Source organism: Clostridium transplantifaecale (assembly GCF_900626075.1).
GTDB classification, from domain to species: domain Bacteria; phylum Bacillota; class Clostridia; order Lachnospirales; family Lachnospiraceae; genus Otoolea; species Otoolea transplantifaecalis.
Genome location: NZ_UYZY01000002.1, coordinates 652380 through 678989, shown reverse-complemented (window position 1 = coordinate 678989; position 26610 = coordinate 652380). Strand labels below are relative to the sequence as shown.

24 protein-coding genes are annotated in these 26610 nt (G+C 43.0%); 10 read left to right on the top strand and 14 right to left on the bottom strand.

The window, feature by feature from the left end; all coding sequences use genetic code 11:
• Positions 1-80: 80 nt before the first annotated feature.
• The gene (locus tag EJL91_RS08775; protein WP_125141562.1) at positions 81-851 is read right to left on the bottom strand and encodes a ParA family protein; all 771 of its coding nucleotides are present in this window, start codon (positions 849-851) and stop codon (positions 81-83) included.
• Between the two features lie 464 nt (positions 852-1315).
• Between EJL91_RS08775 and EJL91_RS08770 the strand changes: the two genes are divergently transcribed.
• A complete protein-coding gene (locus EJL91_RS08770; RefSeq protein ID WP_125141561.1) occupies positions 1316-2266 on the top strand; it encodes an alpha/beta fold hydrolase in 951 nt (316 codons plus the stop codon).
• Between the two features lie 293 nt (positions 2267-2559).
• On the opposite strand, the gene EJL91_RS08765 is transcribed toward EJL91_RS08770, so the two are convergent.
• The 11 genes from EJL91_RS08765 to EJL91_RS08715 all read right to left on the bottom strand — a co-directional run bounded on the left by EJL91_RS08765 (position 2560) and on the right by EJL91_RS08715 (position 13082).
• Positions 2560-3102 carry a GNAT family N-acetyltransferase gene (locus tag EJL91_RS08765; protein WP_125141560.1) on the bottom strand — a complete coding sequence of 181 codons (543 nt, stop codon included), beginning with the start codon at positions 3100-3102 and terminating at the stop codon, positions 2560-2562.
• 144 nt (positions 3103-3246) lie between these two features.
• Positions 3247-3975, bottom strand: a complete 729-nt coding sequence (rsmG, locus tag EJL91_RS08760) for a 16S rRNA (guanine(527)-N(7))-methyltransferase RsmG (protein WP_125141559.1) — start codon at positions 3973-3975, stop codon at positions 3247-3249.
• A gap of 42 nt (positions 3976-4017) precedes the next feature.
• Positions 4018-5907 (bottom strand): tRNA uridine-5-carboxymethylaminomethyl(34) synthesis enzyme MnmG, encoded by a 1890-nt coding sequence (gene mnmG, locus EJL91_RS08755; protein ID WP_125141558.1) that lies wholly within the window; start codon positions 5905-5907, stop codon positions 4018-4020.
• Between the two features lie 72 nt (positions 5908-5979).
• The gene (gene mnmE, locus EJL91_RS08750; protein WP_164516784.1) at positions 5980-7359 is read right to left on the bottom strand and encodes a tRNA uridine-5-carboxymethylaminomethyl(34) synthesis GTPase MnmE; all 1380 of its coding nucleotides are present in this window, start codon (positions 7357-7359) and stop codon (positions 5980-5982) included.
• A 169-nt stretch (positions 7360-7528) separates the two neighbouring features.
• Positions 7529-8233, bottom strand: a complete 705-nt coding sequence (gene jag, locus EJL91_RS08745; RefSeq protein WP_125141556.1) for an RNA-binding cell elongation regulator Jag/EloR — start codon at positions 8231-8233, stop codon at positions 7529-7531.
• Positions 8234-8245: 12 nt separating this feature from the next.
• The gene (locus tag EJL91_RS08740) at positions 8246-9490 is read right to left on the bottom strand and encodes a YidC/Oxa1 family membrane protein insertase (protein ID WP_125141555.1); all 1245 of its coding nucleotides are present in this window, start codon (positions 9488-9490) and stop codon (positions 8246-8248) included.
• Between the two features lie 19 nt (positions 9491-9509).
• The gene (gene yidD, locus EJL91_RS08735) at positions 9510-9719 is read right to left on the bottom strand and encodes a membrane protein insertion efficiency factor YidD (RefSeq protein WP_125142119.1); all 210 of its coding nucleotides are present in this window, start codon (positions 9717-9719) and stop codon (positions 9510-9512) included.
• On the bottom strand, positions 9715-10071 hold the full coding sequence (gene rnpA, locus EJL91_RS08730) for a ribonuclease P protein component (RefSeq protein ID WP_125141554.1): 357 nt from the start codon (positions 10069-10071) through the stop codon (positions 9715-9717). Before rnpA ends, yidD begins: the two co-directional genes overlap by 5 nt.
• A 60-nt stretch (positions 10072-10131) precedes the next feature.
• Complete coding sequence (rpmH, locus tag EJL91_RS08725) at positions 10132-10266, bottom strand: 50S ribosomal protein L34 (protein ID WP_125141553.1); 135 nt, start codon at positions 10264-10266, stop codon at positions 10132-10134.
• 123 nt (positions 10267-10389) lie between these two features.
• Positions 10390-12555 carry a sigma-54 interaction domain-containing protein gene (locus EJL91_RS08720; RefSeq protein ID WP_125141552.1) on the bottom strand — a complete coding sequence of 722 codons (2166 nt, stop codon included), beginning with the start codon at positions 12553-12555 and terminating at the stop codon, positions 10390-10392.
• A 5-nt stretch (positions 12556-12560) separates the two neighbouring features.
• On the bottom strand, positions 12561-13082 hold the full coding sequence (locus EJL91_RS08715) for a hypothetical protein (protein ID WP_125141551.1): 522 nt from the start codon (positions 13080-13082) through the stop codon (positions 12561-12563).
• Positions 13083-13479: 397 nt separating this feature from the next.
• Between EJL91_RS08715 and EJL91_RS08710 the strand changes: the two genes are divergently transcribed.
• From EJL91_RS08710 to EJL91_RS08695, 4 genes are all read left to right on the top strand, one after another.
• Entirely contained in the window at positions 13480-14679 is a 1200-nt protein-coding gene (locus tag EJL91_RS08710) for a hypothetical protein (RefSeq protein WP_125141550.1), read from the top strand.
• A 49-nt stretch (positions 14680-14728) separates the two neighbouring features.
• On the top strand, positions 14729-16336 hold the full coding sequence (locus EJL91_RS08705; protein WP_125141549.1) for a gamma-glutamyltransferase family protein: 1608 nt from the start codon (positions 14729-14731) through the stop codon (positions 16334-16336).
• A 73-nt stretch (positions 16337-16409) separates the two neighbouring features.
• Positions 16410-16964 carry a chromate transporter gene (locus EJL91_RS08700; protein ID WP_125141548.1) on the top strand — a complete coding sequence of 185 codons (555 nt, stop codon included), beginning with the start codon at positions 16410-16412 and terminating at the stop codon, positions 16962-16964.
• On the top strand, positions 16961-17539 hold the full coding sequence (locus tag EJL91_RS08695) for a chromate transporter (RefSeq protein ID WP_125141547.1): 579 nt from the start codon (positions 16961-16963) through the stop codon (positions 17537-17539). The genes EJL91_RS08700 and EJL91_RS08695 overlap by 4 nt, the downstream gene beginning before the upstream one ends.
• A 408-nt stretch (positions 17540-17947) precedes the next feature.
• Here the strand turns inward: EJL91_RS08695 and EJL91_RS08690 are convergent, their stop codons facing one another.
• Together EJL91_RS08690 and EJL91_RS08685 are read right to left on the bottom strand one after the other, a co-directional pair.
• Entirely contained in the window at positions 17948-19180 is a 1233-nt protein-coding gene (locus EJL91_RS08690; protein ID WP_125141546.1) for a M24 family metallopeptidase, read from the bottom strand.
• Between the two features lie 21 nt (positions 19181-19201).
• The gene (locus EJL91_RS08685) at positions 19202-19825 is read right to left on the bottom strand and encodes an ECF transporter S component (RefSeq protein ID WP_243125285.1); all 624 of its coding nucleotides are present in this window, start codon (positions 19823-19825) and stop codon (positions 19202-19204) included.
• A 735-nt stretch (positions 19826-20560) separates the two neighbouring features.
• Here EJL91_RS08685 and dnaA point away from each other — a divergent pair.
• The 5 genes from dnaA to gyrB all read left to right on the top strand — a co-directional run bounded on the left by dnaA (position 20561) and on the right by gyrB (position 26594).
• Positions 20561-21928: a chromosomal replication initiator protein DnaA gene (dnaA, locus tag EJL91_RS08680; protein WP_125141545.1), complete on the top strand. Its 1368-nt coding sequence runs from the start codon at positions 20561-20563 to the stop codon at positions 21926-21928.
• A gap of 258 nt (positions 21929-22186) precedes the next feature.
• Positions 22187-23305, top strand: coding sequence for a DNA polymerase III subunit beta (gene dnaN / locus EJL91_RS08675; protein ID WP_125141544.1), 1119 nt, complete (start codon positions 22187-22189; stop codon positions 23303-23305).
• 14 nt (positions 23306-23319) lie between these two features.
• Entirely contained in the window at positions 23320-23529 is a 210-nt protein-coding gene (locus EJL91_RS08670) for an RNA-binding S4 domain-containing protein (protein WP_125141543.1), read from the top strand.
• Between the two features lie 52 nt (positions 23530-23581).
• On the top strand, positions 23582-24664 hold the full coding sequence (recF, locus tag EJL91_RS08665; protein ID WP_125141542.1) for a DNA replication/repair protein RecF: 1083 nt from the start codon (positions 23582-23584) through the stop codon (positions 24662-24664).
• Positions 24665-24680: 16 nt separating this feature from the next.
• Positions 24681-26594, top strand: a complete 1914-nt coding sequence (gene gyrB, locus EJL91_RS08660; protein ID WP_125141541.1) for a DNA topoisomerase (ATP-hydrolyzing) subunit B — start codon at positions 24681-24683, stop codon at positions 26592-26594.
• Positions 26595-26610 lie beyond the last annotated feature (16 nt).

The window sequence follows — 26610 nt, the reverse complement described above, 5'->3', positions numbered from 1 at the left end:
TCCCGAACCGGGAAGTAACAAATGTAAGTCTATGCATAACTATACAAAAGACCATATTCCGCAGAATGTTTTTATGTATCTTACAGTTCTTCTCCTCTGCTTATCACTTCTGCGGCCAGAAGCCGGTAACTCTCGGCGCCGGTAGATTTACTGTCATAGATATTGATCGGCATTCCATGGCTTGGGGCCTCTGCAAGACGCACATTTCTTGGAATAATTGTTTTATAAATTTTCTCATTCAGATTACTCTTTACATTTTCGACCACTTCCAGAGAAAGATTCGTCCTGGCATCATACATGGTAAATACGACGCCTTCCATCTCTAATGATGAATTCATTTTTCTCTTAACGATATTAATCGTGCGGAGCACCTGGCTCAGACCTTCCAGTGCATAGTATTCACACTGAATCGGAACAAGCACCGTATCGGCGGCAACCAAAGCGTTTAGCGTCAGAAGACTCAGTGACGGAGGGCAATCAATGATAATAAAATCATAATCATCCTTTACTCTGTCAAGATGACTTTTCAAAACAAACTCTTTATTTTCTATATCCAGAAGTTCAATCTCAGCGCCGGATAAATTGGAATCCGAGGGGAGTACATCCAGATCTTCCTGAACATCCTGCTGAAGACAATCCTCAAAAGTACAGTCTCCCAGCATCATTTCATATACTGTATCCTCAATCTGGCCTTTCTCCAACCCAAGTCCGCTGGTAGCATTACCCTGCGGATCAAAATCGATCGTCAGGACCCGCTGTCCTGCTTCGGCCAGGCAGGAAGAGAGATTAATCGCTGTCGTTGTCTTACCGACGCCGCCTTTCTGGTTTGCAATCGCAATTGTACGTCCCATGATGTTTCCTTTCTAAAACGTATTTCTCTTACGCATCATTTTATAGTATAGCACAGATAAATTCTATTTCCTACTTTTTATAGAAAAAAGTCCATTTTCTTTGCTAAAATGTTTCACGTGAAACATCTATTTTTTTGTAAATATTGCTTATATTCAATTCGGGAATCAGTTTTAAATGTTTCACGTGAAACATCTTTAATTTTGCTAAAGCTGCATACACTAGTCATAACGGCCTTTTCTTTAAGAATATTGTAATGCACATGTACCTATATTTGTGGTATAATTTGTGGTATAAAATACCTGTAGATTCTAACATACTCTTTATAAAAGATAAAGCCCTTACACTATTAACCGCAATACGATCAGAAAGAGCTTTGACAATATTTCTACGAAAAGCTTCAGCTTTTTATACTGTAATATTATATTAACAGTTTACCTACTATCTATTTTGTCAGGAGGCATCAATGAATACGAAGAATAAAGTAATGACTTTGTTAGCGTTATCGGCAGGCGGAGCCACTGCCACTGCTCTTTTTAACAAATACATTAAATTTTCCGCTGTCTCAAAGAACTTAATGAGTGAACCTCATCCGCTCTGCTATAAATGGCGTCTCGGCAATATTCATTATACTAAGACCGGGAATGGAAAACCTCTTGTACTGGTACATGATCTCAATTTTTCATCCAGCGGCTATGAATGGAGTCTTCTGATTGACAAGCTGAAACAGAACTACACTGTTTATACCATTGACCTACTCGGCTGCGGCCGTTCGGAAAAACCGAATCTTACCTATACAAATTATCTCTATGTGCAGCTTATCTGCGATTTTATTAAATCAGAAATTGGACATAGAACCAATATTATTGCTACCGGAGAATCTGCTGCTTTGGCTATTATGGCCTGCAATAACTCGCCCGAACTTTTTGATCAGCTTATGTTAATTAATCCGGACAGTCTGATGAGCTGCAGTCAGATTCCCGGAAAAAATGCAAAGCTGTATAAACTAATCCTTGATTTACCAATTATTGGTACACTGCTCTATCATATTGCAAGCAGCCGTAATCTGATCGAAGAAGCCTTTGAGGAGAAGTATTTTTATAATCCATACTCGGCAAAGCCAATCTATATCGACCACTACTTTGAATCAGCTCACTTAGGTGAATGTCCTAAAGCCGTATTCTCCAGTATGGAATGTAAATTTACTAAATGTAATATCATCAATGCACTGAAGAAAATTGATAACAGTATCTTCATTGTGGGGGGAGCAGAGGTTCCCTGTATCGCCGATAATATAGAAGAATATAAACTTTACAACTCTGCAATCGAATCTTCTATTATCAGTAAAACAAAATATCTCCCACAGTTGGAGACTCCCGGTAAATTACTTGATGTTATTTCCATGTTCTTTGCTTGATAAATGCTTTTATTGAATGTTTTATTGATCTAAGTCCTATTTATAAATAGGTATATTCTTTTTCATAGTGAAAAGATAGAGAAGAGAGATGTTTCACGTGAAACATCTCTCTTCTCTGTTATCTTGAATCATTTTATCTTGAATCATTTCTCATCTTGAATCATTTCATCTTGAATCATTTTTATCCTTAATCATTTTTATTTCAAATTACGTTTTATCTTGAACTAATTCTTTACTACATATACCGTTGCATTCATTTACTTACGATGATATCCTGTACCCAAATCCGTTTTTTAAATTATCTTTATGCTGCCCGCCAGTCCACTTAACGAATTCGGGACTATTTCACATCCTAAAACAAACTGATCCGGTATTTCTGAGTCATTTTTTATTCCATAGCATCCCGTTTCTTTAAATCCAAACCGTTTATAATATTCTGGATTTCCCACTAAAAAAGCAGCTTGATACCCCGCCTCCTTAGCCCGCTTAAATCCCTCTTTTATTAACGCTGCGCCGACACCTTTATTTCTATATTCTAGTTTTACAGATAAAGGTGCAATCAAAAGGCCAGTAAATACAGATGATAATCCACTCACATCCGTAACACCTATCTTCTGCTCTGTAAACATAATATGGCCTATAATTCCTGTCTTATCCACCATGACAAGTTCCAGTTCCGGGAGATATGCGCCCTTTCTCAGTTCAAGCACAAAATCCTGTTCTGTACCATCACTGACTTCCGCCGTTTTAAATGCAGTCTCAACAAAATCATATATTTCGCGAACATCTTTTTCCGTTACAGCTCTTATTACTCCACCTAACTTTTCCTGTAACATATTCTTCTCCTCCTCTGCCAGTTTTCTGATTTGCATTAGATACTAATATATTTCTACAGCATTCACCGCTTCTTCAGTTAGCATAAATAAAAGGAGGCAGTTTTTCTTTTCTGCTCTCCTTTTCGTCATCACTATTTTTCTATCCTATTTTAACGGCTCTTTGGAAGGCATTCCCGCTTTTCTGGGATATTTTTTACTCATGGGGCCAGTCTTTCTAATTTTAACAAGACAGCGTTCATCTGCGTTTGGCAATGTAAAAGTAAGAATCTCTTCTATCTCTCCGCTCAACTTTTTAACAGCGCCTTTGCCTATTCCCAGTTCCTCTTCCAGTTTACCGGATTTATAAGGAACAAAGTAACCACCGGTTTTTACAAACGGCATACAATATTCCGATAACGTCGCGAGATTCGCTACCGCCCTGGATACACATAGATCGTATGTTTCACGTGAAACATTATCGCGTCCCAGATCTTCTGCTCTGCCATGTATGGCAGTTATTCCGTCTAATTGAAGATTTTCTATTACCTCATTGAGAAATTTCACTCTTTTATTAAGGGAATCCAAAAGAGTTACCTCCAGCTCCGGAAAAGCTATTTTTAACGGTATTCCAGGAAATCCGGCGCCGGTCCCAACATCAATCAGCTTGCACGATTTCTGATCGATATCCACAATTATTTTTTTCAAAGAAAGACTATCCACAAAATGTTTTGTCACTACCTCTTCCATCTGTGTAATCGCAGTCAAATTCACCATAGAATTCCAATGAATTAACAGTTCGTAGTAATTATAGAACTGATCTATCTGATGATCCGTCAGTTCAATTCCCATCTGCTTGACTTCTTCTTTCAACTGGGTAGCAAATTTATTTTTCATATAATATCCTCATGTGCTTCCTTCTTTTTACCGCTTCGTTCCCTATTTATCCCTCTGGTATTTCATCTGCTCCAGATGTACCATCAGCACCGATATATCGGCAGGCGAAACCCCTGAAATTCTGGATGCCTGGCCTATATTAGCTGGTTTATAAAGATTCAGCTTCTGGACTGCTTCTCTTCTCAGGCTCTTTACCTCTGAATAATCAAAATTCTCATCCAGCTTTTTGCCTTCCATCTTCTTAAACTGTGTTACCTGCTGTTTCTGGCGGCGGATATATCCGTCGTATTTAATATTAATATTAATCTGCTGAACCACATCATCTGGAAGATCCGGCCTGTCGGGATCCAGTTCAGTTAACATAACATAATCGAGTTCTGGCCTGCGAACCAGCTCTGCAAGTGTCGTACCCGTCTTTAACAGCGTGCTTCCATTCTTTTCCAGAAAAGCCTGAACTTCTTTCGTCGCTCCAATGCTTTTCTTTTCAAGCCGTTTTACCTCTTCTTCGATATCCTTTTCCTTCCAGAGGACGCGCTCATACTGTTCATCGCTTATGAGACCGATTTCATGGCCTATAGCCCTCAGGCGCAGATCTGCATTATCCTGCCTCAGAAGCAGGCGGTACTCAGCCCTGGAAGTCATCATACGGTAAGGCTCATGGCTCTCTTTCGTCACCAGGTCATCGATCAGGACACCGATATATGCCTGTGAGCGATCAAGAACGATTGGTTCCTTACCCTGAAGCTTTCTGGCTGCATTAACACCCGCCATAAATCCCTGAACCGCAGCCTCCTCATAACCGGAGCTGCCGTTAAACTGGCCGCCGCTGAACAATCCTTCTATCTTTTTAAATTCCAGTGAAGCTTTTAACTGCCTTGAATTGATGCAATCATACTCAATTGCATAAGCATTTCGAACAATTTTGACATTTTCGAGTCCTGACACGGTCCGGTACATGGCAAACTGGACATCTTCCGGCAGGGAGCTGGACATTCCTGCAAGATACATTTCATTTGTATAAAGACCTTCCGGCTCCACAAACACCTGATGCCTGTTCTTATCAGGGAATTTCACCACCTTGTCCTCGATTGACGGACAGTATCTCGGCCCTGTTCCTTCAATCGCACCGGAGAAAAGTGGCGAGCGATCAAGATTTGCTCTTATAATTTCATGGGTGCTGTCATTTGTATAAGTGAGCCAGCAAGAAACCTGTTCTTTCTGTACAGACTCCGGATCAGTGGAAAAGGAGAACGGCACTACTCTCTCATCCCCAAACTGCTCTTCCATCTTTGAAAAATCGATACTTCTCTTATCTACTCTGGCCGGTGTACCTGTTTTAAACCGGTACATCTCGATTCCCAGGCTCTTCAGCGAATCTGTCAGATGGTTGGCAGCCTGAAGTCCGTTCGGCCCCGTCGGGTTACTCACATCCCCATATATACATCTGGCTCTGAGATATGTACCTGTAGCCAGGATTACGGCCTTACAGTAATAGGTTGCTCCCGAAAACGTTTTAACACCCCGTACCTTACCATCTTCAGCCAGAATCTCACATACCTCTCCCTGCCTGATGGTCAGATGATCCGTGTTTTCCAACGTATTTCTCATCTGTCTTGTATATGCCTGTTTGTCCGCCTGGGCGCGCAGAGAATGTACGGCAGGTCCTTTAGACTGGTTGAGCATTTTCGACTGGATAAACGTCTTGTCAATCGTCTTTCCCATCTCTCCGCCCATAGCATCCAGTTCTCTGACAAGATGGCCTTTGGAACTTCCTCCTATATTCGGATTACAGGGCATCAGGGCAATGCTGTCCACACTTACAGTAAATACAATTGTCTCAAATCCAAGTCTTGCCGCAGCAAGGGCGGCCTCACATCCCGCGTGTCCGGCGCCTACTACCACAATATCATAATTTTCTGTTAAACACGGCATCTAACTTCCTCTTTTCTATAAATAACAGCTTTTAATGCTATGGTCCTCATTTACTTTTACGATCAAATCCGCTTATTTCCCCATACAGAACTTACTGAAGATCTCATTTACCAAATCATCTTCCAGCGACTCTCCCACAATCGTTCCGAGCTGTTCATAGGCATTCATTAAATCAATGGAATAAAAATCTTCCGGCATCTGATCCTCTATACTCTGCTCCACCAGTTCAAGGCTCTTTAACGCCTCGCTCATCGCGGTTTTGTGTCTTACATTCGTGATCATAAGCTCATCGTTAAAATCAATCTCACCATTTAAAAACAGATCTTTCACCTTCTGTTCCAGAAGATCGATCCCTCTCTGCTCCTTGGCCGATACGGCAATCACCTCATTGCCGGTTCTTCTCTCAACCTCCCCCGGTGTAAGAACCGTTTCGAGATCTGTCTTATTTAAAAGAACGATCGATTTGCGGCCTTTAATCAGCTCCATAATCTGGTAATCATTTTCATCCAGAGGACATGAGCCGTCCACGACATAGATAATCAGGTCTGCGTCATCCGCATTAGCCCTGGCCTTGTCCACCCCGATTTTCTCCACGACGTCCTCTGTATCACGGATTCCTGCGGTGTCCACGATATTCAGGCTGATTCCATGCAGGCGGATATTTTCCTCCAGAGTATCCCTGGTTGTTCCTGCTATATCCGTCACAATCGCCCTCTCCTCCCCTACCAGTACGTTCATCAGAGAGGATTTACCTGCGTTTGGCTTACCCAGAATTACGGTCCTGATTCCCTCGGACAAAACTCTGCCGCTGTCAAATGAGGAAAGCGCTTTATTAAGTTCTCCCTCCAGGATAGTAACCGTTTTTTTCAATTTTTCGGGATATCCCTCCAGGGAAATATGTTCCGGATCGTCAAGTGCCGATTCAATAAAGGCAATCTCATAGAGAAGTTTTTCCCTGAGATCTTTTACTTTTTTTGACATCGCTCCACTAAGCTGGCTGACAGAACTCTTCAAGGCATAATTATTTTTAGAGTTAATAACGTCAATGACCGCTTCGGCCTGGGAAAGATCAATTCTTCCATTTAAAAAGGCACGTTTGGTAAACTCGCCCGGCTCTGCCATCCTGGCGCCGTATTTGATTACCGTTTCCAGTATTTTTTTCATGACAAGGACACCGCCGTGGCAGTCTATCTCCACCGTATCTTCGGCAGTATAGCTGTGCGGTCCTCTCATTACAATTGCCAAAACCTCATCTATTATCTCATCACCGTCACAAATATGTCCATAGTGGACGGTATATGTTTTTTCCTCTTTTAATTTCTTCTTTTTATTCTTAGGGCGGAATATTTTATCTACAATATCAAATGCTTCATTTCCGCTGACTCTTATGATACCAATTCCCGAATTTGTAAGCGCCGTCGCAATGGCGGCTATTGTATCTGAAGTCATCATATTTTTCATTCCTCAATTTTTCACAGAATTTTAGAAGATGCCGGATTTCAATCCTCACTTTAATTTTTACATTGATTCTGATTATATTCTGATTTAAAAAAATGTTCAAACAGGGGCTTTTTTGTAAAAAGACATCTATTTGAACATTTTTTATATCACAGCTTATAACTTACTTTTCACTTCTGTCAGTTCTGTCTGCTCTTTCAGTTCTGTCGCTTCTGTCATATCTGTCGTTTCTATCTCTTCTGTTTTCTCTCTTTAAAGAAATAATAACATGTCTGAACGGCTCTTCACCGTCGCTTCTCGTCACAACATATTTGTCATTCTGAAGAGCGGCATGAATGATACGTCTCTCATAAGGATTCATCGGCTCCAGGGATACGGAACGTTTTGTCCTTTTCACTTTATAGGCAATGTTTTTGGCAAGGGTCTCCAGCGTTTCTTTTCTTCTCTCACGGTAATTCTCCGTGTCCAGTTTTACACGGATATAGTCACCGGTGGATTTGTTTACAACAAGGCTTACAAGATACTGTAAAGAATCGAGTGTCTGTCCTCTTTTACCGATCAGGATGCCCATATCCTCACCTTTCAGGTTCACACTCATCTCTTTTTCCGTCTCATTGTACTCTACGCTGATATCAACCGCCATATTCATTGCGTCAAATACCTGCTCAAGGAATTCAATCGCTTTATCCTGAAGTGTTTCCTTCTTCTTTGCACGGATAATGGCCGGTTTGGAACCAATGCCGAGGAATCCTGCACTTCCCTTTTCAACTACCTCATATGTTAACTTATCGCTGGTTGTCTCAAGTTCAATCAGTGCTTTTGTCACTGCTTCATCTACTGTTTTTGCGGTAACTGTTATCATATCCATACGGCACCCCTCCTACTTGTTGTGCTTCTCGTTATACTTCTGCACCATTTTTGCCTTGGATGCAAGGCTTCCAGGTTTCGGATCGGAATTGTAATACTCCGTTGACTCCTTCACCAGTTTGTCGGTCTTTGACATTTTTTCCTGTCTTATTGCTTCTTCTTTTTCTGTCTGAGCCTGGATATTCTTAAGATTAACGCTGGCGTTCTGGTTCACCTTTGCCGGGGGAAGTCCCTTCTTGGCGCGCTTCTTATTCATCTTCTCGACGTTCTTCTGGATGAGCTCGTCCATATCCACTTTGTTCATGTAAGAGTTTACAGCCAGCTGCTGTACAATCTGGAACGCACCCTGCACTACCCAGTAAATACCGATCGCTGCCGGGAATGTGAAACAGAAGAATACGGATACCAGAGGCATTGTCATCATCATGGTATTCATTGTCTGTGCACCAGGCGCATCAGGATCCATCTGCTGGTTGGTGTTCATAAGTTTTGTGGAGAACCACTGTGTAAGACCTGCCAGAATCGGGATAAGCCATGCGATTGTAATGTTGGTGAATCCCGTAAACGGCTGTGTTGCCAGGTTGATTCCCAGGAAGGAGTTCATCTGTTCAATCTTGCCTGCATTGTCGGCAATTACAGTTGAAATCTGAGGGAATAATTCTCCGAGATGCTGCCAGTTGGCAGGTGTGAATTTATATAATAAATCTACAACCTTGTCTGCATTCGTATAGTCTACTTTATCAATTGCTAAACCATAGCTGTTGGCGATTTCTGCGATTTTGTTAATAAAATCCGGCTGTTTCTGCAGCGGTTCCACTACGTTATCGAAGAACACCCTTACCGACGGAACATAGGCAGGGATATTGTAGATAACACGGTATAATGCAATGATGATTGGAAACTGAATTAACATGGGAAGACAGCCCGCAGTCGGACTGGAACCATATTTTTCATAGATGGCCTGCATCTCCACCTGCTGCTTTGCCATGGATGTCTGATCTGTTTTACCCTTGTACCTCTTCTGAACCGCCTGAATTTCAGGATTCATAAGAGACATCAGTTTTGACGATTTCTGCTGTTTGATCGTCAGCGGAAATAAAAGCAATTTTGTAATAATTGTAAAAAGGATAATACAAAGACCGAGATTTAAGATACCAAAAGAACTGGTGATCCGAAACAGAAAGTCCATGATGTACCCAAACAGGCTGATAATCGGCCCCATAATGGACCCCGCCTTAGTAGCTACTATAAATTCCAATGAATTACCTCCTCATCCTCTACGGAACTGGATCATAACCGCCTTCTGCAAATGGATGACATCTCAGTATCCTTTTGCAGGCCAAAATCATACCTTTAAACGCGCCATACTTCTGTACTGCCTCAATGGCGTATTGAGAGCAGGTAGGCGTGTACTTGCAGTGAGGTCCTGTAAGCGGGGAAATAAATTTCTGATACCCCCGAATCATCATTATAAAGATTTTTTTAATCAATATTCTCACTTCGATTCTCTAATATGTTATGAAGTCCGCACAAGTGCATATATGCACTTTCGATTTTTTTGAAATCTGAATCTTTTGCTGCAGCTCTCGCTACAACGACGATGTCTAACCCTGTCTTTACTTTGTCTTTGTTGAGCCTGTAGCTCTCTCTCACGAGTCTTGTAACATGATGGCGTACAACGCTGTTCCCGACCTTTTTACTTACGGATATTCCTATCCTTGTGTCTTCCCTCTCCGCTCTCATTACATACATGATTAAAAGCCGGTTGGCATATGATTTCCCCGTCCTGTAAACTTTCTGAAAATCGTTGTTTTTTTTAATCGAATTAAATTTCTTCATATTTCATGTTTTCATATTCAATAAACAAAAGGCCACAATCAAAATTGCGGCCCTGGTTCATTAAGCAGATAATCTTGCTCTTCCTTTTGCTCTTCTTGCAGCCAGAATCTTTCTTCCGCCTGCGCTGCTCATTCTAGCTCTGAAGCCGTGAACTTTCGCTCTCTGTCTTGTTTTAGGCTGAAATGTCATCTTCATATTGCAAACACCTCCTTGTACTCTAATATATCTTCAGAAAAATCATCTTAACATAGTTAGACTATTCTAAATTAAACATCTTCTCAATTATATAGAAGAAAAATCACTTCGTCAATAAGAAAATCAAGATTTTTCGCGTGTTTTTATAAATTCCCTGCCCTTTTTTTCCAGAATAATCCCCTCCGGCCCCCTGGAAAAGGAAATAAGTCCCAAACTTCGCAGATTTTCAAGGATTTTCTTCAGTTTATAACCGGTGCATCCGTCCTCCGCCGCATCCAGTCCGGCGCCTATTTCTTTCCTGCTTTTCACTCCGCCTGCTATCAGGAACAGAATTCTCATTATCAATCTTTTTTCTCTCAGGGAATATTGGTTAGACAGGATCCGTTCTATATTTTCAGATGAATTTTCTTCTGTATCTGTAACTGTATTTTCTTCCTTGCCAGCTTTCCCGTTTACCCGCGCAAATTCTTCCTGCTCCCGGTTTTGATTTTTCTGGAATACCGTCCTGATTTCCAGTCCGCTCTCTTCCATCTCATCCCTGATATAGTCGGGAAGATCGGATATCTTAAGCGGCGCATCCGTAATGTTCACCATATATTCCATGACATTTCTCAGCTCCCGCACATTTCCCTCCCAGGTATAGCGCTCCATGAAATTCCACAGTTCGTCTTCCACCTGCCGTTTCTTATGAATCTCATTGTATACAAAATATTCGGCCAGATAACGGATATCTTCCTTTCTCTCCCGCAGAGGCGGTATTTTAATAATAATTGAATTCAGCCTGTAATAAAGATCCAGACGGAATTCCTTCTTATCCACCAGTTCTTTCAGATTCTGGTTCGTCGCGGCGATAATCCGCACATCTACAGAAGTGATTTTGTCTCCCCCAAGGCGCATTATCTCCTTTGTTTCAATGGCGCGCAGGAGTTTGGACTGTACTTCCAGGGATGCCTCCCCTATCTCATCGAGAAACAGGGTTCCGTAATTTGCCATTTCAAACAGCCCGATCTTGCCACCTTTTTTAGAACCGGTAAATGCTCCCTCCACGTAACCGAATAACTCGCTCTCCAGCAGAGATGACGGAATTGCCGCACAGTTGATGCTGACGAAGGGATAATTTCTTCTGCTGGACGCCGAATGAAGTGACTGAGCCATCAGTTCCTTTCCTGTTCCACTCTCCCCCATCACCAATGTGGTTTTATCAATCCTGGCAATCTTCTCTGCTTTCTTAATACATGAAATCATAACCGGACTCTCTGTTTTAATATCGGAAAAACGGTATTTGGATGTGTATCCCTTCATGCTGAGCTGACGTTTCAGTGAATGGCTCTTGTTCTCAATCTCCTCTGCCTCCTGAAGTATCAGCATATAAATACATCCCTGGTTATTCCCCTTTACAATGCACTCCATATTGAAAACAAGGGAGGATTTCCCGTCCGGATAAACGATCAGTTCATTACGCACAGCCTTACCTTTGTTAATATAAGACAGAAATTCTTCCGCTCCTTCTACATCTCTAATTTTTTTCCCGTACAGTTCCCCGGTAACGTGAAACATATCCATAAACCGCGTATTATATTCAATAATCTCATGCCGGTCACTCAGTATTACAATTCCGCTGTCTATATAATTAAGTATCATTTTTATCTGTAAATGAAAGGAGGACATATCACTGTATATCGTATTAACCAGCGTTGATGCGCCTTTATAACTGTAGCTGTACCGGAATAGCTCATTTTCCAGCTCCTTATTAAAGATATCTGCCTCCTGGGCAATTTTAAGAAGAGTCGAGAATGCAATCTTTCTCTTTCCCAAACTCATGATCGTTTTATCCTTCCGCACAAGATGCGGAGAATAATCATCCATTACCACCACATCATAACCAGAAGTGGGAACCTCACCATTCTCCTGAGGAAAGATCCAGATAAAATTATTAATTCCCTGTTCATATAACAGATTGACCATTTTTCTGCACACAAACAGATCAAAGCACATCAGGGCATAGGTGCCGGCCGGGTACTTTCTCATCTGTTCAATATTCATCTCCGGGTAGCTGAAATCAATCGTCACAATTTTTGTCTGCTCTTCGATCAAATAGTGGATTTTATTAATGATTTCCGCATTACTTACCAGCACAATATCGGCATGGGCCAGCTGTTCCCTGGAAGGCTCCTCCTTGTTCAGGGAACATGTGTAGATCTCCATGTATTCTCCAAAAAGAATGCAGAGATCATCATAGTAAATTTTCCCTATTTCCGGCCGGTATGTAAATAACACCATTTTTTTCATATGGTTTATATCTCCTTTGCCATCATAATCAGATGGAACCCCTTTTCATAGGCATTAGGCTGAATCCCGATCACCCTGAATCCATAATCCAGCATCCACCTGTAATCGACTCTGTCACATTTGAGATCACGGATGGCATCGGCAATATTGTCAATCTTCTTTCCATGAATATTAAAACCAACGGAACTGATGCCGTTTCTGAATGTCAAATACCCCTTTCCCCTTGCATATCCTGCCGCCGTATCGATCAACCGTCCCAGTTTATGTTCGAGCTTAAATACCCCGTTGTCGTTGAAACCGCTGCATTCCAGCTCGATTGCCCGGAGTCCCACAAGCTCCCTGCAGAGAATCCAGCCCGCGGGATGTTCTGCATCTTCCCCCATATACCATCCGATTGTTTTAATGGACTCATTGATATCACTCAGCTGACCATAGGCGCCTTCATAATCCCACCACTCCGGTTTTATCGTGCTCATCAGCTCTGCCACTGCAGGAATGCGTTCCCGCGTCATATTAAAAATCTCCATATATAATTTTCCCCTCCCTTACTCCAAATATCGGTTTACTCTACGATGATAAACAGAATTATAGAAATATACCATTTAATGACGGTATATTTCTACCTTCACTATAACATTAAGCTCAAAACATAACAATATTAACATTAAAATAGTTTTATAATAATTATATTTTCACTTCTTAATTATTATAAAACCATTTTAATATCCCCATCTTTTATTATTTTATCTATTTTCAGGTAGAACTTTAACCCATACATGATATAAAATAGCTTTATAAAAACAGCTTTTTCTTTCGGATCAGCGGAAAATTTCATCTATTTTTTAATTTCTCCCCCATTTTTTAATTTTTGGCACGGTTCATGCTTTATATAACGGTATCAAACTATTTGAGGAGGGTTCCATCATGTTAGTAATGACCAAGTATCTGTTTATCGTCCTGCTCTGCTTTGCTATTGGTGATTTTTTTGGGGTGTTCACCAAGGCAAAAATATCATCCGTATTTATCATCTTCATGATATTTCTGGGCGGGTTCATGTCAGGTATCTTTCCAAAAGATATCATCGATCAGGCGGGACTTACTGAATTCAGCCGCTGGTCGGCATGTTTCATTATTTTTAGTATCGGCTCACAGATCAACCTGGCACAGTTGAAGAAGGAATGGCGTGTCGTTATCATGTCCCTGGTGGCTATGGCCGTAGCTCTTGTCGGCGTCCTTGTGATTATCCCGTTCATCGGCAGGGAATCTGCACTTGTATCGATTCCGATTGTAAACGGCGGTATTAATGCAACCCAGATTATGACCGAGGGAGCGCTTGAAAAAGGCCTTACCACCGCAGCGGCTCTGGGCGCGTTTATCTATGCCATCCAGAAATTCGTGGGAACAATACCTGCATCCTACTTTGGCCGTCAGGAAGGTTTTCTCCTGGTCAATGAATACCGCGAAAAGAAAGCTCAGGGTATCGATCTTTTAAAAGGCCTGGAAGATGTTTCTTCTGAAAATGACGATGCAAACGGCCACAAACAGACCTTTTTCCAGAAACACAAAAAATATTATACCGATTATACCTGCCTTGCCATCACGGCCTGCGGCGGTTTCCTCTCCTATCTGGTTGCCGCACACACACCCGGCATTAACTACGGGATCTGGGCCCTTATATTCGGATGCGGGGCTAACTGTCTCGGACTTATCCCGACCCGTATTTTAAATTACGGTAACTCCATGGGTATCGTAATGATGGCCATGTTTGCCGATATCATTCCTGCCCTTGCCAATGTAAACCTGGGCAATATCGCACTGATCGGCTTCCAGACCGTCCTGGTATTTGCCGCCGTACTTATTTTCAGCGTTATCTGCCTGCGCGTTCTTCCATTATGGAAAATTGTAGGTTCCAAGAATAAGGCAATGGGCTGTGCCATGGCCCAGCTGTTAGGTTTCCCTGCCACACAACTGATTGTCAATGAAGTAGCCCTGGCAGTATCCGAAACCGAAGAAGAAAAAAATTATGTGATTACAAAACTGACGCCTGCCTTTGTCGTGTCAGGATTTGTTTCCGTCACATCCCTGTCCATCATTATTGCCGGAGTCCTGGTCAACTTCCTTTAATCCGGCTTTAACATAACAAAACAAAAATATTTATTTTAAGGAGAATCTTATGAACTACGATGCATTAAAAAACAGCTACCCTTCCAGAAGAAGCGTGGTATATGGAAGGAAAGGAATGGTATGCACCTCTCAGCCCCTCGCCGCCCAGGCCGGACTTGATATGATAAAAAAGGGAGGAAACGCCATCGATGCAATTATTGCAACGGCATCTTGTATGACCGTGCTGGAACCTACTTCTAACGGAATCGGAAGCGATGCCTTTGCCCTTGTATGGACAAAGGGACAACTGCACGGCTTAAATGCCAGCGGCAAAGCCCCCATGTCTCTGGATATCGATACGGTGAAAAGTCTCGGCCATAACTCCATGCCAAAAAGAGGATGGATCCCGGTAATGGTGCCCGGAGCGCCCTCAGCCTGGGCTGAATTATCGGAAAAATACGGCAGACTTCCCTTTGAAGAAGTCCTGAAACCGGCCATTACCTATGCAGAAGAAGGATATGGTGTCTCCCCTGTTATTTCAAGGCTCTGGGGCAATTCCTACCGTGAATTTTCAGCCGAATTTGCCGGTGAAGAGTATGAACCATGGTTTCAAACATTTGCCCCGAAAGGCCATGCGCCCGCACCGGGTGAGGTGTGGAACTCCCTCGAACTGGCCGATACACTCCGGAAAATAGCCGCCACAAAGTCAAAAGCCATTTATCAGGGAGAACTGGCCGACGCCATCGACGCATTTTCCCAAAAAACGGGCGGTTACATCAGAAAATCAGATCTGGAAGACTACTGGTGCAAATGGGTAGAACCAATCCATACCAACTACCGCGGTTACGATATCTGGGAAATGCCTCCCAACGGCAACGGCATTATTGCACTGATGGCCCTCAATATCTTAAGGGGATTTGAATTTACGGAGAGAGATACGGCAGAAACCATACATAAACAGTTAGAAGCTATGAAACTCGCTTTCACCGACGGTAAACATTACGTATCCGATGAAACGGCCATGAGAGTTACTACTGATGAAATGCTGTCCGAAGAATATGCTGCCAGACGCCGCGCACTGATCGGCCGCGATGCCATCATGCCGTCGGCAGGTGATCCCAAATGCGGCGGTACCGTATATATGTGCGCTGCAGACGGAGAAGGAAATATGGTTTCTTACATTCAGAGCAACTACTGGGGATTCGGCTCCGGCATTGTCATCCCGGGAACCGGAATCAGTCTCCAAAACAGGGGATACAGCTTCTCTCTCAACAAAGAAGACGCCAACTGTCTCGCACCGGGAAAAAAAGCATTCCATACCATTATTCCTGCATTTCTTACAAAAGACGGCGAAGCCGTCGGCCCGTTCGGCGTAATGGGCGGTTTTATGCAGCCTCAGGGCCATTTACAGGTAATTACCAATACGCTTGATTTTCATATGAACCCGCAGGAGGCGCTAGACGCACCCAGATGGCAGTGGACCGGCGGAAAGGATATTGAAGTGGAACGCGGATTCCCATACGCTCTCACCGAGGAACTTGTCAGAAGAGGCCATAATATTAAAGTCCTGCCGGAATCGCTGAACTTTGGCCGCGGACAGATTATCTGGAAAGACGAAAATGGAACGCTGACCGGAGCAACCGAGCCACGGACGGACGGAACAGTTGCCGCCTGGTAAAATAAAACAAATAAATTTTATCAGCTTTGAAATCAACCAATAAAAGCAACCATTACAGGAGCTGCAGAAAAATATGAAGGAATTAATTTCAATCTTTATTTCCTTTTTCAAGATGGGAAGCGTTACATTTGGCGGTGGATACGCCATGCTCCCTATCCTGAGAAAGGAATGTGTGGAAAATAAAAAATGGATTACCGAAGAACAGGTGATGGATTATTACGCCGTCAGCCAGGGACTTCCGGGAATCATTGCAGTTAATGTATCTGTTTTCATCGGATACCACCGCAAAAAATTCCTCGGCGGAATCGCCGCGGCTCTGGGCTGTGTGACTCCCTGTATCATCATAATCAGTATTATCGCCGCCTTCCTTTCCAATTTTCAGGATAACGTATTTATAAAGCAGGCCATGACCGGTGTTTCCATCTGTGTGGTGGCTCTGATCCTGGACGCTGTCCTGGGACTCTGGAAAAAGGGCGTCAAGGATATCTGGGGACTTGCCATCTGTCTGCTTGTATTTATCCTCACCGAATTCAGCCCCATATCCCCGATCCTTGTGATCATAGGCGCCGGTCTGACGGGAGTGATCCTTAAAAACTGGATTTTGACTAAAAAAGAGGTGGTAAAATGATATTCATTAATTTATTTATTGAATTTTTCAAGATAGGGCTTTTCGCTATAGGCGGAGGCATGGCGACCATCCCCTTTCTCCAGCAGTTAAGTCTTAATACGGGATGGTTCCCCATAGAACTGATAACCGATATGATAGCAATCTCAGAATCTACTCCAGGCCCGATTGGAATAAATATGGCAACCTATGTCGGATACAATATAGCCGGCATCGCCGGGGGAATAACCGCCACCCTGGGAGAAATCCTTCCGGCCATGATTATTGTCACCCTCGTGTCAAAATCGCTGGAGAAATTCAGTAATAACCGGCAGATAGACAATATCTTTTACGGTCTGCGCCCCGCTGTCACAGGACTGATCGCGGCCGCCGGATTTGATGTTTTCAAAATAGCAATGCTCAAGGCCTCTGCCGCCGTCCCTACGCTAATGAATGTTATTTCCATGATTTCATGGGGGAAAATTGCTTACTTTATAGTTATTTTTATCCTGATCAAAAAATTAAAAAAACATCCCATCGTGTATATTGCGTCTTCAGCAGTCGCAGGGATCGCCCTGGCACCCGTTTTTGCACTGTAATTGAGAAAGGAGAACTGCGCCGGGACGGCTGAAGTTCGGAATGGTGAGGGGAGACTATGAATCTTCAGTCCCGGACTTTAGGTTGTCGCGGGTGGGGAATCCGGGCAGAAAAAGTTCCTTCGGGAAACGCTTGCGCTCTTCGCTGAGTCTTTAGTCCCATCGATCATCTGCCCGGGGAAGGAGGAGAAAAACTTTCCGAAGGGAGACCTTGAAGCCCGCCGGTGCTTAGCGAGGTACTTTCGAGCTTAGCATCCGCTGTGCGCTTCACAAGCGGGAGCGTGTCCCCGCAGGAATTTTTTTCTCCGGATTCCCCCTCACCACAACCTGCAAACCGGGACTGAAGACTCATAAACACCCTCCCACCACCCCGTCCGCCATCTTACAGTGGCGTCCTCACATCTCAATTAACTATATCACTAATATCTCCGTCTGAACCGGCCCATAAATTCTGGCCTTCTTATCTTCTGTCAAATGTACATCGAATTCCAGTCTTACCCCATATTTCTCCGTATAAATCCCGGGTTCCACTGAGAACATGGTGCCTGGCAGTAAACAACGTACGTCATGGGTCTCAAAGTCGTCCAGATTGGCGCCGATTCCATGGCAGGAATGGCCGATATTGTGGCCTGTCCTGTGCATCAGGAAATTATCTAGCCCCTTTTGGCCAAAAAGGGTCCTCGCCAGCTTGTCCACCTCATAGCCGCGGATCTCCCTTCCCTGATTGAGGCGCTCTTCAATAAATAGCACCAGCCGGTTCCGCACCTCATTCACCGTCTCAAACAGGCGGCGGTATTCCGGATCAATCTCCGGCCCCACATTCATGCACCATGAGATATCATAATAAATAGAATCCGTTCCCGGCATCCGGCCGGCTATATCTATAATCAGACGGCTGCCCTCCCGGATTTGTGCCGAACCGTGTTCCGAAGGCTCATATCCCGGATCACAGGCATGTTCGTCAATTCCAAAAAACGGCGGTGAATCCATATAAATTTCTTCAGCCGCAATAAGGCGCTCCATCTCTTTTAACATCATCCATTCATCAATATAAATCCCGGCATTCAGGCTGCTCCTTATCCAGGAAAACGTTTGCTCCAAAATCCGGTGGATGGCTTTCCCTGCCTGTATATGGGATTCTATCTGTGACTTTGTAAGCACCGCACCGAAAAACTGCATTAAATCTGCCGAGGAAATCAGTTCTATCTCAAATGTCTTCAAATATTCCACAAGCCCCGCATCCATAGAACTTATCGTTGGAACATTACCCCCAGGCGAATACTGGCAGGCAATCTGCATACCCGGTGAAAGAAATTCCGATAACTCTCTTTTCTGCTCCCGCATTCCTTTATAAAGAACTTTTCTGCCGGGCAGGTGGTCAAGCAGCAATGGTTCAATCGCCGATAATATTTTGACCGGTTCCCCTTTCACCGGAATGAAGTAAAACAGCCGCCTGGTGCATTTTCGCTTCGTCAGCTTCAGAAAATCACCAGTGATAAAATCGCGGCCCTGAAAATCGGAGAAAATCCAGCCGTCCAGACCGTATTGTCTTAAGAGCGACTGGATTTTCTCAATATCCGGAATTATACCACCAGCCTCGCCGGTCTGATCCGGTTCGGCTGATTGAATTAGATTTCTATCCATCTGTCATTCCTCCATTCTGTATTAACCCTTTATAATACGCCGGTAAGCCGAAACAACCGGGATATAAAGCAGTCCAGTTCCGATCACAGTAAATCCCGCATTAATAACCGTAGCCGGAATCGATGTAATCTCTGCGGCCAATGCAGCGCCAAAAGTACTTCCTATCAGCATCAATTCACCCACAGACCAGGTAAAATCCACTGCGATGTTCAGCACACCATAGACAGCCGCACAAATCACCGCCGCAGTATATTCTTTTTTCCGGTCACCCGCCGCCCGCTTTTTCATAATATTAAATACAGCCCCTACCAGAAGACATTTGATAATCGTGCTGACAAATACATTCGGGATTGAATGGATATAGCCGTTTAAAATATCAAAAATAACAAGTCCCAGGACACCGGCTGCTGCTGAACGTTTTCCCCCGAGGCACACAATTGCCAGCATGACAAAAATATGTCCAAAATGAAGAAACGGTGTTCCAACCGCCGCAGGCAGCGGAATTCGAAAAGATTGGATTCCCAGGAAGATGACGGCCGCAAAAAAAGCAGTCATAACCACAGAAAGTATGCTGGAGTGAACCTGTCCTCTGTCCTGAGCATCTGTTTTTTTATGTTCCATTATCATCATTTTTTCTTTAGCCATTGTATCTTCCTCTCTTTCTGTAAAATAAACACTTTTAATGCTGTGACAGGCACGGCAATACCTCATTGAATATCCCGGTATATTTCATATTATATTTTATATCTCCGCTTCAAGTGCCCCTAGTATAGCATCTAACTGACTCGTTAAATATATCCAGTTTTTATATTTTTTAAAAGGCCAGTTTTTGTACATACAGTAGTGTCGTACATAAATTATAGTTTTAAACCAAACCGCCGCAGGCGGAAAATTCATCAAAAAGTTCTTTTTCTGTTAATTTACTCTTGCTAAAATTAAAAACCTCTGATCCGTACACACCATTTTTCTTATCCAACCAAAAAACAACAAAAAAGTAATTATTCTAAGTTATCCCCACTAAAAATCCATAAAATGTGCCTGATTTCATTTTTTCAACTACATTTTGTGGATTACGAAACCCTTGATTTTACTGCATTTCCACCGGTTATTCACATGCTTTACATAACTTATCCACACTTTGGGGATAACTTGTGGATAAATAGTGGGATAATATCTGAATATCTTGTATATTGTTCACACCCCTATGTCTGAATCCTTTATTTTTCAATACTTCCGGATAGTGGATAAATAAATTTCAGTTATACACATTCCTCCCATTTTTAATCTTTTAATTGAAAAATACTTTATAATAATGTAGAATAGGTATTAGATTGGGCAAATTTGCAGTTTTGCTTGTTTAATACACTTAGGAGACTTACTATGTTAGAAAAAATCAAGGAAAAATGGGATCAGATTCTCCTGCACATAAAAGAGGAGCACGAGCTGACCGACGTTTCATTTAAAACATGGCTGCTTCCGACGGAACCATATGCTGTCAAAGGTAATACTCTTCAGATCCTGGTGCCGGACATCCATTTTCTCGGTTATATCAAGAAAAAATATGGATTTTTGCTTCAGATTACCATCGAAGAGCTGACAGAAATTGAATGTGAATTGGAATTTGTAACAGCGGAACAGGTTGGAGCACAGGATGAGGCGGACAAGAATCAGTTGATCAACCGTCCTCTGGAAGTAAACCGCCAGGTAATTCAGAACGCCAACTTAAATCCACGCTATACATTTGACAGCTTCGTCGTAGGCGCCAACAACAATCTGGCGCATGCGGCTTCTTTGGCTGTAGCAGAATCTCCAGGTGAAATTTATAACCCGCTTTTTATTTACGGAGGAGTTGGCCTTGGTAAAACCCACCTTATGCACTCCATCGGCCATTTTATTCTGAAGAATAACCCAAAAGCCAAGGTTTTATATGTAACGAGTGAGAAATTTACCAACGAACTGATCGATGCCATCCGTAATAAAAACAACATTTCCACCACGGAATTCAGGGAAAAGTACAGGAATAACGATATTCTTCTGATCGATGATATCCAGTTTATTATTGGTAAGGAGAGTACCCAGGAAGAATTCTTCCACACTTTCAACTCCCTCTACGAAGCGAAAAAACAGATTATTATTTCATCGGATAAACCTCCGAAGGAAATTGAAACTCTGGAAGAGCGTCTCCGTTCCCGTTTTGAATGGGGCCTGACAGTGGACATACAGTCTCCTGACTATGAAACGCGAATGGCAATACTGCGAAAAAAAGAAGAACTCGAAGGATATAACATCGACAACGAGGTAATTAAATACATCGCTACCAATGTCAAATCCAATATCCGTGAACTTGAAGGGGCGCTTACCAAGATCGTCGCCCTCTCAAAGCTTAACAAACGTGAAATTACGATTGAACTGGCCGAAGAGGCGCTTAAAGATCTGATTTCACCGAATGAGATGAAAGAAGTGACCCCGGAACTGATTATCCAGGTAGTTGCCGATCATTTCGGCATCACCCCGCTTGACATCTCTTCCCAGAAGAGAAATAAAGAAGTCGTATTTCCACGGCAGATCGTTATGTACTTATGCCGCAGCATGACGGAGACCCCACTTCAGGCTATCGGCAAATATTTAGGAGGCAGGGATCACACCACCATTATTCACGGCTATGAAAAGATAGGGAACGATATGGAAAAGAACGAAAGTCTCCGCAACACCATCGAGATCCTTAAGAAGAAAATCAATCCACAATAGGCTGTGGATATACCGATGATAACGTGTGGATAAATGATCGGAACTTCAGGTTCATTTTCAGGCTGTGGATAAGTATCAAGTTATCCTTCATAAAAACCGGAGTTTTACACAAAGGTTTAAACAGGGACAAACCTCTTACTTTAAGGCCTGTCCGGGCTTTTACACAAATCCACACCCCCTACTACGAATGCTACGGAATTTATATATAATTATCCTTAACCATCACAATCAATCTTAGCAAAGGAGTTATCAACAATTATGAAGCTTTCATTTAATAAAGACAGTTTAATGAACGGCATCAACATCGTTCTTAAGGCTGTATCTTCCAAAACAACCATGCCAATTTTAGAGTGCATCCTGATCGATGCCACTTCCAATGAGATAAAACTGACCGGTAATGATATGGAGCTGGGAATCGAGACAAAGGTAGAAGGAATGATCCTGGAGAGAGGCAAGATTGCCCTCGATGCGAAACTGCTCTCCGATATCATCAGAAAACTTTCAGGCCAGGATTCCACAATCACCATTGAATCAGACGAAAAATTCAATACGGTTATCACCTGTGAGAAATCCGTATTCAAAATCCAGGGAAAAGACGGAGAAGAATTTTCTTACATTCCTCATATAGAAAGAGACAATTATATCTGCCTCTCCCAGTTTACATTGAAAGAAGTAATACGCCAGACTATCTTCTCCACCTCACCGAACGACAGCAATAAGATGATGACAGGCGAACTGATCGAAGTACAAGACAACGTATTAAAGGTGGTTTCACTCGACGGACACCGTATGTCAATCAGAAAAGTTTCATTAAAAGATCAGTATCATGATATAAAAGTCATCGTTCCTGGCAAGACTCTCAGTGAGATCAGCAAGATTTTAAACGGAGACAATGAATCAGAAGTACTTATATTCTTCACCACAAACCATATTATGTTTGAATTTGACGATACCGTAGTGGTTTCCCGTCTGATCGAAGGCGAATATTTCAGGATCAATCAGATGCTGTCCAGTGACTACGAGACAAAAGTCACGGTAAATAGAAGAGAATTCCTGGATTCTATTGAGCGCGCCAGCATTTTGATCCGTGAAAATGATAAAAAACCAATTATCATCAATATAACGGACGAAGGAATGGAACTGAAGCTGAATTCCGCTTTCGGTACGATGAATGCAGAGATCAATATCACAAAATTCGGTAAAGATCTGATGATCGGCTTCAATCCGAAGTTTTTGAGCGACGCACTTCGTATTATTGATGACGAGGAAGTTACTCTTTATATGATGAATCCCAAGTCGCCGTGCTTTATCAAAGACGAGGAAGAGAACTATATCTATCTGATCCTTCCTGTAAACTTCAATGCGGCAGCAATCTGATAGAGGAAATAAGAATGGAAACGATCAAATTAAGAGATGAATACATTAAACTGGGCCAGGCGCTGAAAGCGGCCGGCCTGGTGGAGAACGGTGTGGATGCCAAATTTGCCGTTCAGGACGGTCTCGTGAAGGTAAATGGTCAGACCGAGTGCCAGAGAGGAAAAAAACTGTATGATGGAGACGAAGTGACCTTTGAAGGCACAACGATCAAAATCATAAAATGATGAAAAGCATGTTTTATTAAACTTTTCATATTTATCATAAAGGACTGCTTTCATGGTTATTGAATCGCTGGAACTGAAGAATTACCGTAATTACAAAGAACTACATATCAATTTTGATCCGGGAACGAATGTGCTTTATGGAGACAATGCCCAGGGGAAGACCAACATTCTGGAATCCGTCTACGTATGCGCCACAACTAAATCGCACCGGGGGAGCAAGGACAGGGAGATCATAGAATTCGGGGAGGAAGAATCCCATATCAAAATGAACATCAGAAAGGACGATGTTCCTTACCGGATTGATATGCACCTCAAGAAGAATAAGACAAAGGGAGTTGCCATCAACGGCATTGCAATCCATAAAGCCAGTGAGCTTTTTGGAGTTGTCAATGTGGTGTTTTTTTCACCCGAAGATTTAAACCTCATTAAAAACGGCCCGGCGGAACGACGCCGGTTTGTTGATCTGGAATTGTGCCAGCTCAACAGGCTCTATGTCCATTCTCTTGTTCAATATAATAAAATTATTCTGCAGAGGAACAAGCTTTTAAAGGAAATCGCGTTCCGGCCGGAATATGAGGAGATGCTGGATATATATGATATGCAGTTAGTTTCTTACGGCCGTGAACTGATCCATTACAGAAGGGATTTTATCGATCAGCTCAATGATATCATCAGGGATATCCATTACAATCTTTCAGGCAGGAAAGAGGAGCTGGAGATCCGGTATGAGCCCAACGTGAATTCGGACGATCTGGAGAAAGCACTTAAGAAGAACCGGGCGCAGGATATGAAACAACGAATGACGCTGACCGGCCCGCATAGGGACGACATCAGTTTTTATGTAAACAATATTGATATCAGAAGGTTCGGTTCCCAGGGCCAGCAGAGAACGGCAGCGCTATCACTGAAGCTGGCCGAGATAGAGCTGGTGAAGAAGATAGTGAAAGATTATCCGATACTTTTGCTGGACGATGTACTTTCCGAACTGGATTCGGGAAGGCAGGAACATCTTCTTTCCGGGATCAGCCATATACAGACCGTCATAACATGTACGGGTCTGGATGATTTTATAAGCCATTGTTTTCAAATAGATAAAACCTTTAAAGTGGTAAATGGAACTGTTAACTGTGAGTAAAGTTAAGGAGGAACTTATGGGTTCAGAATATAGTGCAGATCAAATACAAATATTGGAAGGGTTGGAGGCGGTCCGTAAACGTCCCGGTATGTATATTGGAAGTACTTCCATGAGGGGCCTCCATCACCTTGTGTATGAGATCGTAGACAATGCGGTAGATGAAGCTTTGGCCGGCTACTGTAATAAGATCGAAGTGCAGATTAATGAGGATAATTCGATCACGGTAATAGACGACGGCCGCGGTATTCCGATTGGAATACAGAAAAAAGCGGGTCTTCCTGCGGTTGAGGTTGTTTTCACAATCCTTCATGCCGGCGGCAAATTCGGCGGCGGGGGATACAAAGTATCCGGCGGTCTGCACGGTGTAGGAGCTTCTGTCGTAAATGCTCTCTCCGAGTGGCTGGAAGTTGAAATTTACAAAGAAGGAAAAATTTATAAACAGAGATATGAGAGGGGAAAAGTAATGTATCCGCTCCGTGTCGAAGGAGAATGTGATCCGGAAATGCACGGAACAAAAGTCACATTCCTGCCGGATAAAGATATATTTGAAGAGACGGTATATGATTACGATACTCTCAAGATCAGACTCAGGGAGACGGCTTTCCTTACAAAGAATTTAATGATCGTTCTCCGTGACGACAGAGATAATAAGAAGGAAAAAACCTTCCATTATGAGGGAGGAATCAAGGAGTTTGTAACCTACTTAAACAAGAGCAACGAAAAGCTCTATGAGCCGGTTATTTACTGTGAGGGAACTAAGGAAAAAGTGTACGTGGAAGTAGCCGTACAGCATAATGATTCCTATACGGAGAATATCTATACATTTGTTAACAATATCAATACGCCGGAAGGCGGAACTCATCTGACCGGTTTTAAGAATGCCCTTACAAAGACATTCAATGACTATGCCAGAAAGAATAAACTGCTTAAGGATAATGAGCCTGCCCTCAGCGGCGAGGATATCCGTGAGGGAATCACTGCAATCATCAGTGTCAAGATAGAAGACCCTCAGTTTGAAGGTCAGACCAAACAGAAATTGGGTAACAGCGAGGCCAGGACAGCCGTGGATGCGGTGGTAAGTGAGCAGCTCACCTATTTCCTGGAGCAGAATCCGTCTGTAGCTAAGATTATCTGTGAAAAATCAATCCTTGCAAAGAGAGCCAGGGATGCAGCAAGAAAAGCCAGAGAGATGACGAGAAGGAAGTCTGTTCTGGACGGTATGGCTCTTCCAGGTAAACTGGCCGACTGTTCCGATAAGAACCCTGAAAACTGCGAGATTTACATCGTAGAGGGAGATTCCGCCGGCGGCTCTGCAAAAGAGGCAAGAAATAAGTCAAACCAGGCTATCCTTCCTCTGAGAGGAAAGATCCTGAATGTAGAGAAAGCAAGACTCGACAGGATTTATGGCAATGCCGAGATACGTGCGATGATCACGGCATTCGGTACGGGAATCCACGAAGACTTCGATATCATGAAGCTGAGATATAATAAGATTATTATCATGACCGATGCCGATGTGGACGGCGCCCATATCAGCACCTTGCTTCTCACCTTCCTCTACCGTTTTATGCCCGAACTGATCCGGCAGGGACATGTATATCTGGCTCAGCCGCCGCTTTTTAAAGTGGAGAAAAATAAGCGTGTATGGTATGCATACAGCGACGATGAGCTGAATGCCATCCTGAAAGAAATCGGCCGCGATACCAACAACAAGATCCAGCGTTATAAAGGACTTGGTGAGATGGATGCGGAGCAGCTCTGGGAGACAACAATGGATCCGGAGAGAAGAATTCTTCTGCGTGTTATGATCGACAATGAGACATCTTCAGAAGTGGATCTGACATTTGCTACACTGATGGGAGATCAGGTAGAGCCGAGACGTGAATTTATCGAGGCTAATGCCAAATATGTCCAGAATCTGGATATATGATAACCGGCCGGATGTG

Coding starts and splice junctions, on each gene's coding strand:
- EJL91_RS08695 (WP_125141547.1), top strand. CDS start 16,961: ATGATATTCATTAATTTATTTATTGAATTTTTCAAGATAGGGCTTTTC.
- gyrB (WP_125141541.1), top strand. CDS start 24,681: ATGGGTTCAGAATATAGTGCAGATCAAATACAAATATTGGAAGGGTTG.
- EJL91_RS08770 (WP_125141561.1), top strand. CDS start 1,316: ATGAATACGAAGAATAAAGTAATGACTTTGTTAGCGTTATCGGCAGGC.
- EJL91_RS08765 (WP_125141560.1), bottom strand. CDS start 3,102: ATGTTACAGGAAAAGTTAGGTGGAGTAATAAGAGCTGTAACGGAAAAA.
- EJL91_RS08700 (WP_125141548.1), top strand. CDS start 16,410: ATGAAGGAATTAATTTCAATCTTTATTTCCTTTTTCAAGATGGGAAGC.
- EJL91_RS08775 (WP_125141562.1), bottom strand. CDS start 851: ATGGGACGTACAATTGCGATTGCAAACCAGAAAGGCGGCGTCGGTAAG.
- rnpA (WP_125141554.1), bottom strand. CDS start 10,071: ATGAAGAAATTTAATTCGATTAAAAAAAACAACGATTTTCAGAAAGTT.
- EJL91_RS08690 (WP_125141546.1), bottom strand. CDS start 19,180: ATGGATAGAAATCTAATTCAATCAGCCGAACCGGATCAGACCGGCGAG.
- rsmG (WP_125141559.1), bottom strand. CDS start 3,975: ATGAAAAATAAATTTGCTACCCAGTTGAAAGAAGAAGTCAAGCAGATG.
- EJL91_RS08710 (WP_125141550.1), top strand. CDS start 13,480: ATGTTAGTAATGACCAAGTATCTGTTTATCGTCCTGCTCTGCTTTGCT.
- dnaA (WP_125141545.1), top strand. CDS start 20,561: ATGTTAGAAAAAATCAAGGAAAAATGGGATCAGATTCTCCTGCACATA.
- jag (WP_125141556.1), bottom strand. CDS start 8,233: ATGGATATGATAACAGTTACCGCAAAAACAGTAGATGAAGCAGTGACA.
- rpmH (WP_125141553.1), bottom strand. CDS start 10,266: ATGAAGATGACATTTCAGCCTAAAACAAGACAGAGAGCGAAAGTTCAC.
- mnmE (WP_164516784.1), bottom strand. CDS start 7,359: ATGATGACTTCAGATACAATAGCCGCCATTGCGACGGCGCTTACAAAT.
- EJL91_RS08715 (WP_125141551.1), bottom strand. CDS start 13,082: ATGGAGATTTTTAATATGACGCGGGAACGCATTCCTGCAGTGGCAGAG.
- EJL91_RS08720 (WP_125141552.1), bottom strand. CDS start 12,555: ATGAAAAAAATGGTGTTATTTACATACCGGCCGGAAATAGGGAAAATT.
- mnmG (WP_125141558.1), bottom strand. CDS start 5,907: ATGCCGTGTTTAACAGAAAATTATGATATTGTGGTAGTAGGCGCCGGA.
- recF (WP_125141542.1), top strand. CDS start 23,582: ATGGTTATTGAATCGCTGGAACTGAAGAATTACCGTAATTACAAAGAA.
- dnaN (WP_125141544.1), top strand. CDS start 22,187: ATGAAGCTTTCATTTAATAAAGACAGTTTAATGAACGGCATCAACATC.
- EJL91_RS08705 (WP_125141549.1), top strand. CDS start 14,729: ATGAACTACGATGCATTAAAAAACAGCTACCCTTCCAGAAGAAGCGTG.
- EJL91_RS08685 (WP_243125285.1), bottom strand. CDS start 19,825: ATGGCTAAAGAAAAAATGATGATAATGGAACATAAAAAAACAGATGCT.
- EJL91_RS08670 (WP_125141543.1), top strand. CDS start 23,320: ATGGAAACGATCAAATTAAGAGATGAATACATTAAACTGGGCCAGGCG.